This is a genomic window from Cohnella sp. LGH (assembly GCF_017671885.1).
Classification (GTDB): domain Bacteria; phylum Bacillota; class Bacilli; order Paenibacillales; family Paenibacillaceae; genus Cohnella; species Cohnella phaseoli.
This window is the reverse complement of the sequence record NZ_CP072117.1, coordinates 81,393-96,769: the sequence shown is the minus strand read 5'-3', so window position 1 is coordinate 96,769 and position 15,377 is coordinate 81,393. Positions and strand designations below refer to the sequence as shown.

Genomic DNA, 15,377 nt, shown 5'->3' with positions numbered 1-15,377 from the left:
TCTCTTACCCGTCTAGAACAAGCCCGATTTGGTTGTTTTCTTCGAAATCCAGTTGCTGCCGAAAATCAAGATGACGGAGATGACGGCCTGCAGCAAATCGATAGCGGTAGCGAAGGAGTAGCGTCCCTGGGACAGCCCTACCTTAAACGCGTACGTTTGCAGGATTTCCGATTTGTCCGCGTTCACGGCGTTTCCGAGCAGGAAGGCTTGTTCGAAGTTGGAGCCGACCAGCCCGCCGCCAAGCAGGCTTCCGAGGGCCAGAATCAGCACGACGATGGTTGTTCCCCTGATGCCGGGAAGCGTAATATGCCAAATCCGGCGCAGGCGCCCGGCCCCGTCGATATGCGCCGCCTCGTACAATGCGGGCGAGATGCCGCTGACGGCGGCCAGGAAGATGATCGTCCACCAGCCGGATTCTTTCCATACTGCGGTTCCGACAGCCATCCCCCAGAAGTTGCCCGGATCGGACAGGAAGGCGATCGGCTCCTTGATCAATCCCAATCCCATCAGGAAGTTGTTGAAAATGCCGCTGTTCTCAGACAGGAATACCGAAGCGAGCCCGGCCACAACAACCCAGGAAATGAAGTGAGGAAGATAACTGGCCGTCTGCACCGCCCGCTTGAATAGGCCGTCCTTCACTTCGTTAAGCATGAGAGCCAGCAAGATCGGGATCGGAAAGGCGAAGATGAGTTTAAGAAAACTGATCCCTAGCGTATTGACGACGATCGTCTTGAAGTTATAACTGTTTACGAACTCTTTGAAATATTTCAGTCCCACCCATTCGCTGGTGAAAATCCCGGAAATGCCGGAAGCGATCTTATAGTTCTTAAACGCGATCAGAATACCGAACATCGGAAGGTAATGAAAGATAAACAGAGAGATCAGGCCAAGCCATACGAATAGTTGCATGTACTTCTGTTGTCTAAAGCGCTTCCATACAAGACGAATGGAATGATCCGATTTTGTCGTCGCGTATTCCTTTGCCAGTTGCTGCTTCAATCGATCCACTCCTTATCAGCGCGTATTGCAGCCTTAATTCGAGGTTACAATACGCGCCGGAAACGCTCAATTGTTCATTCTTCAAATCTGATGTTCGATTTTAAGATGTTTCTTGGCTTATTCGAACAGGTCCGTGCAGCCCCCCTGCGGCAAAATGATGCTGCCAGGTCTGATCGATGCCGCTGTTCCAATACGATACTTTGGGATCTGTGCTGCCTCCTACATTGTGCGAAGGCCTTCCCGTTTCATAATGCGCGCCCAGTGTGTTCGTTATGCGAATGCGCAAACGATGCGCTCCTTCCTCCGGTCCTTCCCCCAGATCGAAGCGGTAGGGCCGCCATGCCCGGACGCCCATCGGGCGCCCGTCCAGCCATACCTCGGCGGTGCCTCGGACATGGCCCAGATCCAGGATCGCCCGCCCGGAGGCCGGCAATTCGACGATTCGTTCATATTCGACCGCGCCGCTGTGATGCGGCAGGGCAAGCGCCGTTCGCCAATCGCCCAATGGGCCCGGCGCAGGGGAAAGCTTGAAGCGGATCGGCGCAAGCAGGACGTCGGCATCCGAGCAGGGACCGGACGGTTCGATTCGAATAGCCGCGATCGCTCCCGCCTTCTGAGGAGGAAACTCGGCGCAGCCGTCACGCGCAGGGACCTCCTTGCCGGAAATCCATACTCGCATGGAACCCGCCGCGATCACGGTCATGCCTGAAGCGCCAATAGGGAGCGGTAGCCGTACCCATACAGGGCGGCCGATCGCAGTCGGATCGCCTTGGAACGGCAGCGGCTCCGGGTCCGGAACGGAGTGCGGCATGAGCCAGCCGACGCCCGGAAGCGGATGCGGCCGAGGAGACAGCCACAGCGTCTCGGTTTCCGCGAATTGCAGCACGGCTTCATGAAGGATGGCTGCCGCATGGCCGGATTCGTCGAGCCAGTCCTCTCCGGTGCAGAACGCCGTTTGTTGCCCGTTCTCCTGCTCGATGACCCCGTCCGCTAGCACCTCGCCGGCGCCTTCGGGCAGCTCGAACCGGATCTCGTTCGCGCCCTCCCGCCATAGCGAAGTCACATCCGCCTCTTCTTGTCCTTGGCGAATATAAGGGTTAAAATCGCCGTGTTCCGTCACCTTGGTATCGTTCACGTACAAAGCGACCCGGCCTCTGGCTGCGAATACGAGCCTGACGCGCTCCACGGACGCGCCCGGGCGCGGCTCGATCGTCTTGATCAAGCGGGAGCCGGCATTCGGGGTCGTCGTCATGATCCACTTGGGCAACGGCGGCTTGGCCTCTGCGTTAACCTCTACCCCGGCTCGAACCAGGCCGCTGACGATCGCCTTCACCCGCAGCTTCAATTCATTGGGTCCGACATTTAGCTCGATCCAGGCGGTCTGCTCCTCGGGGCCTCCCTGCCATTGGATTTCCCGGTCGTTGATCCGGCCCGCGATGTCGGCATTGCTTTCGATACGAATCCAATAGCGGCCGGCTGAAGGCGCAAGCACATAAGTGCGGGCCCATACAGTTCGGCCCTGCTCCACTTCGCCGAGGTTCAGGAATCTTCGCGGGACTCGTCCCATTCGGCCGGCCCAGGATCTAAAGCTGTGGTCGCCGAACGTACGGCTGTACACGACCGGTCGACTGGCTCCGGGCTCGAAGCGCTCATCGCCGGAAGCCTGCCAATAGGCAGCCTCGCTCCACAAGCGGTCGGCCCAGGAAGCATCGTCGCAATCGGGATGCTGCCACCCCGCCCGTTCCCCTTCCGCCTCGTTTGTCTCCTGACGGACCCGGACCATCCGTCGCTCGATCGGCGCATACTGCGTGCGTTCCCCATGCAGGTCGAAGTCGCCATAGCGATTATCCAGTGTTGGCACCGCCATAATCCGCCAACCTTCGGAGGGCAGCTCGCGGCAGACCGACGCTGCGGAGAGCGCGACGGATTTAGCAGGAAGGACCGTTGTTGGCGTAACAGCAGGATATGCGGGCTCGCCGCGGTCCTCCTCGCGGGGGCAGACGACCAATGCGGCAGGCCAAGAAGCGAAGCTTACTTCCAGCTCCGCCCATTCGCCGTCGCGCGTGTACGTCGCGGGAATAATGTCTCCGCTGACCGGGTCCCAGAGCTGGGGCCGGCCTTGCGTGCGCAGCCGATAGACGGCGCTTTCTTGCAAAACCGTCCGCCCGTCGGCAGGCTGGTGCATCGCGAGCAGCCGACCTTCTTCGGGAAGCAGCAAGAAGACGTCCGCATCCTCCACGCGGCGATGAAGGGACATGCCTGGCCCCTGCACGATTCGAGGAATACGCTCATTCAGAAGCTGGACGGCGGAGGTGGCGGAATCGACCTTGACGATTCCGTTCAGCACCGGATCATCCTCCGGCACCTCGATCCCGATCACCCATCCGCCTTCTTCGATCCAACGCTCCACCCGGCGGCGGGCCGCCTCGTCCATCCTCGTCGTTCCGCACAGCAGCAAGACGGAGAACGTCTCGTCCGCAATGCGCAGCTTGCCTTCTTCCACCTTGCTTTTCTCCAACGCCGAATCGTCGACGACGTCGAAATCCAGCCGGGCTTCCCTAAGAACGCCAAGCTTATGTTGGTCCCTGCGGGCGTTGAAACCGGCTACGTCCGCATACACCCTGCGGAGATGCTCCATCTCGCCGTTGGGCACTTTATTGGCGACCAGCATCGGATGATCGGTGCTCTTACCGTCGCTTAAAGACATATAGCCCGAGGCCGCATAGGATGGGTAATGCACCGCGATCGGCGCGACATGCGTTCCCTCGCTCAGCAGAGAACAAATGCGGCTGACGGTGTCGGCGAATACCGAATAATGCTCGAAGTACGGCTGCCGCCACCCTGTATCGGGCGGCGCCCACTCCCACCAGCCGCCGCGCGTGCTGTAATAGACCGAGTGCGGGCTGTACAGCGTTACCCCCGCCTGAAACCAGGGAATCAACCAGTGCAGCGTTTCCTCCAGCGTTCCGCCCCACCCGCTCGTATGAAACGCCTCCAGGAACACGCGCTTGCCTCCGTGCAGATGAACCATCGACGAATGCGGCTTAATCTCTCCGTCCATATCGCAGCCCGCCGCATTGTACCAGCGATGCGTTCGGATATAGTCCAAGTACAGACGCTGCGCGCCATGCACGTCGACTTTCCGAGCTGACCCGGCCTGGTCGCAGCACAGCAGCATTTGATGCTTGTCGTGCCACTGCGAGATCGGAATGAAGAAGGTCTGCTCGGCCAATTCCGCACCCAGCTCGTATACGTTTCTGCGCACCCGCCCCGACTCCGGCAGATCTTCAAACAGCGCAGGCAGCTCGGATAGCAAATCCCCCCCGAATCTCTCCCCGTATAGCTCCGTCAGCTTCGGCGTCCACAAAGGCAGAGGCGGCAGCTCGTCCTGGAAGCTCCCCGCGATCGTCCGGCCCAGATCGTGCGGGAACCTGCGCTCGAACTCCCCATGCACGCGATCAAGCAGCAAGGAACAAGCATAAGGGTCCAGCCAGTTAAAGCCTTGGCGAACGGATGCGTATTGATATTCCGCGGTCCTCAGCAGCGGCGTAGCGCCCTCGGGCAGCTGTTCGTCGGCGGCGAATCTGCGCAGGACGTAGCCGGCGCATTCCGGTTGCTCGGCCACGATTCTCGCCGGGAAGTTCGAGCCGGAGAAACCGATTTGATCATAGAAGTACAAATACATGCCGAGCCTCTCCGCTTCCCGCAAAGCCGCTTCGAACATCGCCCACCAGCGTTCGCTGAAGTAGAAAGGGTTGTCGCTTACGCTGCCGTATTGGGGACCGGTCGGCGCAATATTGATAATACCGATATTGCGCAAGCCGCCATCGCGGAATTTTCGCAGCTGCCAGCGGATGCGCTCTTCCGTCACTTCCTCCGCGCTCCACCACCAGAAAGGCAAAGGCCCGAAGCGCGGATCGGCGGATTTAAACTGTCGCTTCAATCGTTCTATGCTCATCGTTCACCCTCGCTCGCCTGTAAATTCGCTTTCCATACCCCTTATCTTAGGAGCCTGTTCAAAGCGATGTATAGCGATCATTTTTAACCAAAAGCCTTAATTATCCGGATATCCTTCCATGTTATGATGGTTCAAACTTCATTCGCCGTCTCGGCAAGGAGGGAGCATTCCGTTGAATATTCGCCCTTATTTAACGCCCTACAAGTACGGCCATCCCGTACTGGTCGGCTCCGGAGTCCCCGGCAGCTTCGACTATCACGCGGTAGATTGTCCATTCGTCTTCCGGCATCGCGACCGCTTCTATATGATGTACGTCGGCTTTGACGGCGTAGGCTATCAGACCGCGCTGGCGACAAGCGAAGATCTGCTCCGTTGGGAGCATCTGTCCACCATTCTCGACAGGGACGAAGGCTCCCGCTGGGATTCGCGAAACATTGCCGGAACGTGGATTCTGAGGGAAAACGACTTGCACAAAGCTCCGACTCTGAAAAAGTGGCAAGGAAAGTATTGGCTGACGTATCACTCCTATCCTGGCGACGGATACGAGGCCGGACCCGCGAAGATCGGACTCGCCTGGACAGACGATGAACGCCTGCTAACGTGGCATCGGCTCGAAGAGCCTATTCTCGTTCCGGGGGAAGGCGCGGATTGGGAACGCGGCGGATTGTACAAAGAATGCCTCGTGGAGCATGAGGGGACGTTCTATCTGTTCTATAACGCTAAAAATCAGGATCACGGACGCTGGGTCGAACAGACGGGGCTGGCCGTATCGACGGATTTGCGGAATTGGCGGCGGCACGAGCATAACCCGGTTCTGAAGGTGACGCCCGGAGCCTGGGATAGCGGCTTCGTCAGCGACCCGTGCGTGCTTCGCGACGGCGATCGCTGGGTGATGTACTTTTTTGGCTACGATTACAAGAAAGCGAAGGAAGGCATCGCTCTATCGCACGATCTGAGGCAATGGGACAAATATCCCGAGCCGATCATCGAGACGGGCCGGGAAGGCGAGCTGGACGCCCTCTTCGCACACAAACCTTCCGTGATCAGCCATAAAGGCGTTCTCTACCACTTCTACACGGCCAGCCGCCGTCCGCAGGACGGGGATCGGACCTGCAATATTTTCCCTGAGTTCCGCACGATCACGGTGGCGACGTCTGAACTGCTGACTGGACACGCGTCTTCAGGAGGAGAACTATGACCGAATTGATCATCTCGTCGATGCGGACGGAAGGCCGCGTCCAGCCCATGGGACTGGATGCAACCGCTCCCATGCTGGGCTGGACTTTCGCGTCGTCCCCGTCACGCTCCCGTTCGCAAACCGCCTATCGGATCAGGGTCGCTGCGTGCGAGGAGCTACTGGTCGACGGACGATCCGATGTATGGGATAGCGGATGGCGGGACGGCAGGAATCAAGCCGCAATTGCCTACGAAGGGGCTCCGCTGGAGCCCCGGAGGCGCTACTACTGGCAAGTGACGGTGCGGGATGACCTCGGCCGACAAGCGGAAAGCCCTGTCTCCTGGTGGGAGACGGGCTTGCTTCGCGATGGAAGATGGAGCGGAAAGTGGATCGGAAACGCTTCCGACGGGACAGCCGGGCGCCCGCTCCCTCAGTTCCGTCGGAGCTTCCGGATCGAGAAGCCTGTGCGGCGCGCCCGGGCGTATATAAGCGGTCTCGGTCATTACGAGCTTCGCCTGAACGGCGGCAAAGTCGGCGATTACGAGCTCGACCCCGGGTGGACGGAATATGACAAAACGGTTCTCTATACCGCTTACGACATCACCGATGCTCTCGTGCAAGGGGAGAACGTGGCCGGTATCCTGCTCGGCAACGGCTTCTACAATGTGGCAGGCGGCCGCTATACGAAGTTTAAAGACTCGTATGGCGCGCCAAAATGTCTGGCCGATCTGGTCATCGACTACGCCGACGGCACGAGCGAGACGATCGGCACGGATAGCGCGTGGCGGACGGCCGCTAGCCCGCTCGCCTTCTCCTGCATCTATGGCGGTGAGGATTACGATGCGCAATTGGAGCAGGAAGGCTGGGATCGTTTCGGCTTCGTCGAAGGGGCAGATTGGCACGAAGCGGCGGAGGCGGAGGCTCCTTCCGGAGAGCTTGTCGCTCAGGCGGCGCCCGCCCTCAAAGTGATGGAGCGGCTATCCCCGGTCTCTATCACGGAGTCCAAGCCCGGCCTATTCATCGTCGATCTGGGCCGGAATTTCTCGGGCTGGCCGGAAATCGCCGTCTCTGGACCGAAGGGCGCAACGGTAAAGCTGATCCCGGCTGAGCTATTAACGGAAGACGGACTAGCTAATCAGAAATGGTCCGGATCCCCCTACGAGCTGAATTACACCTTAAGCGGCATGGGTACGGAAGTATGGAGACCTCGGTTTACTTATTACGGGTTTCGATACGTTCAAGTTGAAGGTATCGGGGCGATTACTCCGGAAAAGGGCGGCCACGAGGCGTGTAAGCTTCCGGTGCTGCACCGCATTGAGGGGCAGATGATCTATCCGGACGTTCGTAAGGCGGGAAGCTTTCGCTGCTCGGACGACAGGCTGAACCGGATTCACGAGATCATCAACCGGGCGATGCTCAGCAACATGAAGAGCGTGCTGACCGATTGCCCGCATCGCGAGAAGCTCGGCTGGCTGGAGCAGGTTCATCTGATGGGGCCTTCGCTGATATTCAACTATGACGTCGAGGCTCTACTCATGAAGGTGCTGGCCGACATCGCCGACGCCCAGCAGCCCGATGGGCTCATTCCGACGACGGCGCCGGAATATGTGGTGTTTCAGGAGCCGTGGGACGTGTTCCGGCATGCGGTCGCTTGGGGCGGCGCCTCCGTTCTGGCCGCCTGGGAGCTGCTGCAGCGCTACGGAAACGCCGGCGTTCTGCAGCGGCATTACAAGACAATGAGACGTTATATCGATTATTTGACGGCCACCGCGGACGGCAACATTCTCCGAGACGGACTGGGAGATTGGTATGACGTCGGTCCGAACGGGCCCGGCTTCTCGCAGAACACCCCGGTCCCATTGGCGGAAACCGCCATCTACTACGGGCTGACCGTCGTCATGCGAAGCATCGCGACGCGGCTTGGTTTCACTGAGGACGCGGACGTCTATGCCCGATTGGCGGATTCGATCAAAGGCGCCTTTAACCGCGAGTTCTTCGACGAGCGGACGGTTCTGTACGCCGGGGGCAGCGATGCAGCCTTAGCGATGCCGCTGGCCATCGGACTGGCTCCGGATGCTCATCGGGACGCCTTGTTTGCGCGGCTTGTTCGGAATATCGAGGAGCGAGGCGGCCGGACGACGTCCGGCGACGTGGGCCACAGATATGTGCTGCTTGCGCTTGCGCGCGGCGGACGGTCGGACCTGATCTACCGAATGACGCGCAGCACCGATACGCCAGGCTATGGCTATCAGATCGCCAACGGCGCGACAACGCTGACCGAAGCCTGGGACGGGCCGACCGTCGGCAAATCGCAGAACCATTTTATGCTTGGGCATCTGGAGGAGTGGCTTTACACCGGTCTCGCAGGGCTGGATTACCGGTATCTTCCGGAAACGGGGCGTTTCGCCGTGAAGATTAAGCCAGGCATTGTCGGCGACGTGCTTTGGGCCGAAGCCCGGCATGAGCTGCGAGCGGGCCAAGCGTCCGTTCGGTGGGAGCAGGGGGAAGGGCATGCGCTAGAGGTTGCCGTGGAAATTCCGGTCAATGCGGACGGATGGATCCATATTCCCGTTTCCGACTTCAATTCCGTCGCCGTGGAAGGAGACGGAGCGCGGTTCGTCGGGCACGAGGACGGCTGTGCTGTCTATCGGACCGGTTCGGGCTCGTTCGTGTTCACCGCGAAGAGCCGGAGCGATCGACGGAGCGTAGATCAACAATAAGTCCAGCGGTATGATGTCAAGCGCTAACCTCGAATGAATTGGAAATTTTTTTGGCTGTAAGTTAGATCAGTCATGAAAAATGGGCACATCAAACTAAACCCAGCCGAAAATCAAGTGAATAACCAGATTTTTACTGGGAATCCGTAATGGACTTTGGCAAAGGAGGCGTCAATCCTTCGCAGTCGTCACCTTCCTTCGAGGCGTATAGAGTTGGCCGTTGCGTAGCAGCACATCGACCAGACGCACAAGTTTTCTTGCCGTTAAGACGAGGGCGCGTTTGTGTTGATGCTTGGGTACTTCCTTGTATTTCTTCCGGTAATACTCGCCGAATTCTTCATCGCGGTTTTTCACCGAGTTGGCAGCTTCAACCAGGTAATAGCGAAGGAATCGGTTGCCGGAACGAATGCGTTTAGTATCCTCGGCCTCAAAGGGGCCGGACTGATGCCTGCGCCATGTGAGCCCAGCGTACTTGGCGACAGCGGCTTGATCGCTAAAGCGCCAGATGTCGCCAAGCTCGGCGAGAATGCCGGCGGCGTAGACCTTGCCGATGCCGGGGACGGATTGCAGGCACTGGGCGCCCGGCATGCCTTCCAGAATCCGCGAGATGGCCTTGTCCAAATCCTTGAGCTGAGCCTGAATGCTTCGGATGGTCTGAATGGATGTGCCAAGCACAAGGTCGATGGAATCCTCGACGACTTTGGAGAGCCGGTAAGAAGCTCTGGCGGCTTTCTGAATGCAGCGAGCGACGTTCTCTGCGTCAGGGAAGCGATTGCGTCCCTTGTCTCTGAGATAGTCAGCCAAGCTCGCGACATCCATGGTCGCAATGTCGTCCAGGCTGTATTGGTCCGAGAGCATCTCCAGGATGGCATGTCCGAATACGGAGCTCTCGACTTCGGACGTAAAGGCGTTGCACTTGTAGAACAGGTTCTGCAGGAAGTACTGCTTCTCGCGCGTCAGGCTGTGGACCATATGAAACCGCATGCGGGTAAGCCGCTGCAAGGCAACGTACTGCTCTTGCATGACGATGGTCGTCGTCAATCTGCCGAAGCGCAAACGGTCCGCAATGACCCAAGCATCGAGACGGTCGGTCTTGTCAAGATCCGGATACGCTTCTCTGAACTTGCTGACGAGCTTCGGGTTGATGGTGAACACTTTGGCCTTGCGTTCCTTGAGTGCCGCATCCTCATGCATATACATCGCAGGATGCCAGCTGTAGACCGAGGTAGCCTCAAGCCCGATATGGATTTCGGAAGCGGACAGCTTGTCCGCTACAGCAACAATGCGGTCGCGTAGGTGAGAAGCGCCATGCAAATCGTTCTTCACGGTAAGCGTCTCAACCTTGTCGCCATCCGAATTCATGAAACACGCTTCCAGTTCTTGCGAACTGACGTCAATACCGACAAATAGTTTCAAGTGGAGATCCTCCTTTCTCTAGGGATTCAGGGAATGGACGCTCCGGGATGCCTCCGGTGCACTCGCAGATCAATCACCCTCGCATATGAGGACACACTTCGGGCCATGAGCTGCCCCAGCGCTGCTATTGCTGGGCATGGTTTGCCGAAGGGAACAGCCAGCGGGTAAGAAGCTCAGACGAGTACCGGAGAAACAGACTTTAGATGTAGACGATGCTACAGGAGGCAGAAGAATTTCCCCGAATGGACCCTAAAATCCATTGTCCAGAGGCATGCCGGAAAGTCCAGTCCCAAATTTAATTTTCAAAGAGCAAGCTGGAAATTCTGAAGGCGGCCTTCATCCCCCTCGGGGGATGGAAATTGGCTTATAACTGCCTTCAAAAAATACTATACGAGTTTTGGGTCCTCCTCCTTTTACGTCGGTTGTCCTAGAACGGTTTCTTCCAAAAAGATATGTTCTTGTCCGTTATTTTTGAGCTATGGCCGCCAGCGTCTTCAACAGAACCGTTGCCGCTTCCGCCCTCGTCGCAGGATCCTTCGGGAAGAAGCCATTGTCTCCTTTCCCTCGCATTATGTCCAGCTTCTTCATCTCGGCCGCGGCCCCGACGGCCCAGTCCGGAATGTCCCGATCGTCCGCGAATCCTGCTGAGCGAGCATCCGCCGCCAAGCTTAACGCCCTTGCCACCATCACGGCCATCTCCGCCCTCGTAATCAGGGCGTCCGGACGAAAGTTGCCGTTCGCATCGCCTTGGATAAGTCCCGCTCCTGCGGCTTGCGCAACGGCTGCCCGGGCCCACTGTCCAATTCGGTCCGCGTCCTTGAAGCTTAGAATCGCCCCTTGGTTTGAAAGCTTTAACGCGTTTGTCAGCATCACTGCGAATTCCGCGCGCGTCACGGTGCGATTGGGGCGGTATGAGCCGTCCGGATAACCCTCCACGATCCCTTTCCTTGCCGCATCCAGGATATCGGCTTCCCCCCAATGACCCGCGATATCGGTAAAGGCAGGCTTAGGCTCCTCAATGTCCGGCGAGCTCGAAGGATCAGCCGGATCTTCGACGGTTACGGCCGTTATCGTAACGTCTCCGGCAGAGGACGGCGCCGTAAAGAGAGCGCTGAACCGGCCGTTCGCGTCCGTCATCGCGCCCGCGCTTCCGAAGCTGCCCGACGAAGCCGCGAGGTCGACCCCCACGCCGGAGACTGGAAGATCGCCAACGCCGTAGACGACTCCTGTGACCGATACACTGTCTCCGGTCAATACTTGGGCGGGCGTCGCTCCAACTGCGATATGGTCGGGCACAAGGAAGTTCAGCCCGCTAGCGGCCGATGCAACAACGATGTCCTGACTTGTGGACACCGTAAAATTATTAGAGCCGTAGCTGCCCGCAGGAGGATTGGCAACGCCTCGTATCGCAACGGACACCCGGCTATTCGCCGACACGTTTTGCGGTAACGTAATCGTCGCCTCTTCGGCGGCGTTCTGGATTAACGCGGACGAGGCTGTGCCGTTAATCGTGTAATTCAGGTTTGAAGCCGGAAGAGTTGTACCGGACGGTACATGCAGAGTAAGGGTGTCCGAGCCCCCCTCCAGAGCTCCGTAAGCGCCTGTATCGAACTCGACGATCCAGTCCGCCGCGGCCTCTCCTGCATTGGATCCGCTCGCAACGCCGACGTTCGATACGGCTGATATTCGATGCGTCCACGTTTTCTCGAACAGATAGTCTTCGCTGTAACCGCTGAAGAGAACGGATTGCCCTCTCCCGCTATCGAAGACCATATTGGATAAACTGAGCTGCGGCAAATTCGCCTCCGTCTGCTCCGTCCAATTCATTCCGTCCCAGAACCAAACGTCGTCTTTGGGGATGTACCCCGCTTCGCCACCGACCAGGATGACTTTTTCGAGATTCGAATCGTAGGCCATGCTTGCGAAGACTCGCGGAGCAGGCGAAGCAGCCGGCGCCCGAAGATTCCACTTCAGACCATCCCATATCCACGTCGTATTCGAAACATAAGGGAAATTGCTCGTATATCCGCCGAAAAGCACAACTTGATCGTTTTTCTTGTCATACGCGATGCTTGTCCGATTAATCGTCGTCGGAGAATCGTTCGGATCGGCCGGAGTGGCGTCTCTCCAGCTTGTTCCGTTCCATATCCAGGTATCCTTCAGATCCCCGTTCTCTCCCCACCCGCCATACAGAAGAACCTCGCCGTCTCCGATGTACGTCATGCTGAACTCGATCCGCCCCGGAGGATAGTTCGCGCTCGTATCCGCAGGGGTTACGTTGCTCCATTTTGTTCCGTCCCATAACCACGTTTCGTTAAAAATGCCGGCAGCATCGTTTCCTCCGAAGAGCAAAATGCCTTTGCCTGGACCCGCGTAAGCCATCTCTCCGTAAATACGCGTTGACGGTGAATCGCTGGGATCTGCGGGAGTTACGTCCGTCCACCTCTGGCCGTCCCACATCCAGGTATCGTCCAGATCATCGTAGTTGATATCCACACCGCCGAAAAGCAAGGTACTACCGCTATCCTCGTCGTAGGCCATCGCCGAAGCGAATCGCGCGACCGGTCCGGGCGACGATTGATCAACCTCCTTCCAGGGGGGTTGGCTATAGCCGCCTCCACCCACGGCTGCTCCCGCGAAATGAGGCAAAGAAACACCGAACAAACCTATGATCAGCGTCACGATCCAGGATTTCCTAGCATTTGCGAACAACTTGTCCATTCCCGTTCACCTCTTGAAATAAGATCAGCTCACTTTCATTTTAGTTAACGCCAATAAAAGAATAATAAATAACTCCGCGCCAAAAACCCCGAAAACCGCGCGGGGAAAGAGCTCGCACGGTTTTCGGGTAAATTTCGTTTGTCGGCGATTAATCGCTGCATTATCCGCCGCCCCGTCTTGCTTTCGTGCAGTTCAAGGCGTACGTACGTCCGTATCCTCGCGCGTATCGGATGATGCGCCGCAGCATGGAGCGGTCGTTCAGCCTTGTGAACGGACAAGGATCGGGCCGCGTATTCACCTCGATAATCCATGCCCGCTTGCGCCGATCGACTGCTATGTCCAACCCAAGCTCCTTCATCCGGGGGTACGATCGCTCGAAACGCTTTGCGGTCGCATGCGCCATGCTGCCGAACCTGCTCAGCAGCTTCTTCGCCTGCTTCTTCCCCGCCGTGCGCCGCAGCAGGCTGCCCGCGGCGTAAATGCTCCCCCCCTGGCTGCCGTTCGTCACCGCTTTGCGAGGAGATGCTACCCGCGCGGCCACGCCGGTTACCTTCCAGCCGTTTTTGCGCCCCTTCTGGACCACGACTCGATAATCGATTGGTCTTCCTCTTAGCCTCAACACATGAATGCCGCGCTGCACCAGATACGGCTTCCGGCCTATTCGCTTGCGCACCCATCCGAACAAATTGGCACGGCTGGCGAACACACGGCGCTTCGCGCCATCTCGTACAGCCCATCCGCCGCGCGCCCTCTCTATTCTCATAACGCCTACGCCGCACGATCCAAACACCGGTTTGATGTATACCATCCCGTATCGGCTCAGCATCCTGCCAAGCGATGAGGACGTCAGACGCCGCGTTGCCGGGATATGCCGGACCAATGCGGCGGAGCCTTCCAGCAGCTTCGTCTTGATCCATTTGCTCGATTCCGTCGTCCGCTTGCTCACTTTCCTCGTCAGCTCCCTTCCTTTTCCCGTCAGGGGTATCGCTTTACGATCAAAGTATGGACAGCAGACCCGAAACGGCAGGGCCGACGCCTAGCTCCGCAAGGAAGAACGCGAGACGCTCGCGCACATATATATAATTATCGGCCTTTGAAGGCGGAAGCGGAGGAATCGCCATGAGTTTATCGCCTTTTCACGCCAAGATCGATAGGACCGTTCGTCTGTTTCCTTGGTACGGACAGCTTCTCTCGGATGCGGGCATCGACCGGTTCGCGGTTCGTTCGATCGAACGGCTTCCCTTAATGACGTCTGAGCTGCTGGAGCGTTACTACTACAGCCGCGAGCTGCCGTATGCCGAGGATGGCGTTGTCGGACGGACGACGTCGTATCGAACGTCGGGAACGAGTACGAACCGGCGGAAAACGATTTTCTATTCTGCCGAAGACGAAAGTCATTATATTCGCATCAAAGCGGAGCTGTTTCGACGGATTATCGAGCCTACCGGCGCTTCGACTGCACTCTCGGATATGGGAACGGGCCATGCGGCAGGCACCGCTCTGGACGTATTTGCGAGAATCGGCGTTGCGGCGGATTCTATCTCGTTCGATCAGCCGATCGGTCGTCATCTGGAACGGCTCGGAACGCTGCGGCCTCACGTTCTCTATACGATGCCGTCCATTCTCGATCGCCTTCTGGCCGCGGCCGAGGACGACCCTGCCGGTTACGGACTCCGCAGCGTCATCCTGGTCGGCGAGATCGCCGCCCCCTCCTGGCGTCGCAGCGTAGCGGAGAGACTCGGACTGCATGAGGAACGTATCACCGACACATACGGCTCGATTGAGATCGGCACAATCGCGAGCTACTCGCATGAACATGGACGTTATTTGTTTGCCGAAGGCATTAAGGCCGAGGGAATATCGGCGGAGGCTCTGGGCGGCGGATGGGAGCCGCTGCAGGATGGGGAATCCGTACTTGTGCTGACCTCGCATGTTCGCGAGCTTTTTCCCGCCTTGCGTTTCGTCACCTATGACGTTGTCCGGGATTTTCGACCGATTCGAGTGGATGGGAATTGGCGGCAGAGCTTCGAGGCACTCGTGCGCCGGATCGGGCCGGAGCTGAAGCACGGAGAGAAGATCAGCGTGTACGATATCGAAAACGTCGTCTATCGCCATTTGAGAGAGGCCCATGTCGCCATCCATGTGCGCGGGAACAAGCTGACGGTGCATATCGGCAGCCGCAGCCCTGTGGGCGCCGCTGTTTGCGAGAGCATCGAGCGAGAGCTGGCCGAGCGCATTCCCGAGATCGGGGCTATGATCCGCGGCGGGATTTTGGAGGCAATTCGAGTCGTGCCCGAGGAGGCAGCATATGACGGACCGGCGATTAAGCGGAAAAAGGTCTTCTATGATTGAGGGAGGGATGACGGGGAATGGCGACGATGCCGGGAGA

At 58.2% G+C, this 15,377-nt stretch carries 8 protein-coding genes; 3 read left to right on the top strand and 5 right to left on the bottom strand.

Annotated features, from left to right (window positions below; translation table 11 throughout):
• Positions 1–12: 12 nt before the first annotated feature.
• Entirely contained in the window at positions 13–999 is a 987-nt protein-coding gene (locus J4772_RS00400) for an ABC transporter permease (RefSeq protein ID WP_247740961.1), read from the bottom strand.
• Positions 1,000–1,099: 100 nt separating this feature from the next.
• Positions 1,100–4,957: a hypothetical protein gene (locus J4772_RS00395; protein WP_247740960.1), complete on the bottom strand. Its 3,858-nt coding sequence runs from the start codon at positions 4,955–4,957 to the stop codon at positions 1,100–1,102.
• Positions 4,958–5,129: 172 nt separating this feature from the next.
• Here J4772_RS00395 and J4772_RS00390 point away from each other — a divergent pair, with 172 nt between their 5' ends.
• Positions 5,130–6,155 (top strand): family 43 glycosylhydrolase, encoded by a 1,026-nt coding sequence (locus J4772_RS00390; protein ID WP_209073725.1) that lies wholly within the window; start codon positions 5,130–5,132, stop codon positions 6,153–6,155.
• Positions 6,152–8,854, top strand: coding sequence for a family 78 glycoside hydrolase catalytic domain (locus J4772_RS00385; RefSeq protein WP_209073724.1), 2,703 nt, complete (start codon positions 6,152–6,154; stop codon positions 8,852–8,854). The genes J4772_RS00390 and J4772_RS00385 overlap by 4 nt, the downstream gene beginning before the upstream one ends.
• A gap of 168 nt (positions 8,855–9,022) precedes the next feature.
• On the opposite strand, the gene J4772_RS00380 is transcribed toward J4772_RS00385, so the two are convergent.
• From J4772_RS00380 to J4772_RS00370, 3 genes are all read right to left on the bottom strand, one after another.
• Positions 9,023–10,267 carry an IS110 family RNA-guided transposase gene (locus J4772_RS00380; RefSeq protein WP_209073651.1) on the bottom strand — a complete coding sequence of 415 codons (1,245 nt, stop codon included), beginning with the start codon at positions 10,265–10,267 and terminating at the stop codon, positions 9,023–9,025.
• 465 nt (positions 10,268–10,732) lie between these two features.
• Complete coding sequence (locus J4772_RS00375) at positions 10,733–12,988, bottom strand: S-layer homology domain-containing protein (protein WP_209073723.1); 2,256 nt, start codon at positions 12,986–12,988, stop codon at positions 10,733–10,735.
• Positions 12,989–13,148: 160 nt separating this feature from the next.
• The gene (locus tag J4772_RS00370; protein ID WP_209073722.1) at positions 13,149–13,934 is read right to left on the bottom strand and encodes a YheC/YheD family protein; all 786 of its coding nucleotides are present in this window, start codon (positions 13,932–13,934) and stop codon (positions 13,149–13,151) included.
• A 173-nt stretch (positions 13,935–14,107) separates the two neighbouring features.
• Between J4772_RS00370 and J4772_RS00365 the strand changes: the two genes are divergently transcribed.
• Positions 14,108–15,340, top strand: coding sequence for a phenylacetate--CoA ligase family protein (locus tag J4772_RS00365; RefSeq protein ID WP_209073721.1), 1,233 nt, complete (start codon positions 14,108–14,110; stop codon positions 15,338–15,340).
• The last annotated feature ends 37 nt before the right edge of the window (positions 15,341–15,377 follow it).

What these genes read in the sequence shown, in the direction of transcription:
- J4772_RS00395 (WP_247740960.1), bottom strand. Translation starts at nt 4,957, where the DNA reads ATGAGCATAGAACGATTGAAGCGACAGTTTAAATCCGCCGATCCGCGC.
- J4772_RS00385 (WP_209073724.1), top strand. Translation starts at nt 6,152, where the DNA reads ATGACCGAATTGATCATCTCGTCGATGCGGACGGAAGGCCGCGTCCAG.
- J4772_RS00375 (WP_209073723.1), bottom strand. Translation starts at nt 12,988, where the DNA reads ATGGACAAGTTGTTCGCAAATGCTAGGAAATCCTGGATCGTGACGCTG.
- J4772_RS00365 (WP_209073721.1), top strand. Translation starts at nt 14,108, where the DNA reads ATGAGTTTATCGCCTTTTCACGCCAAGATCGATAGGACCGTTCGTCTG.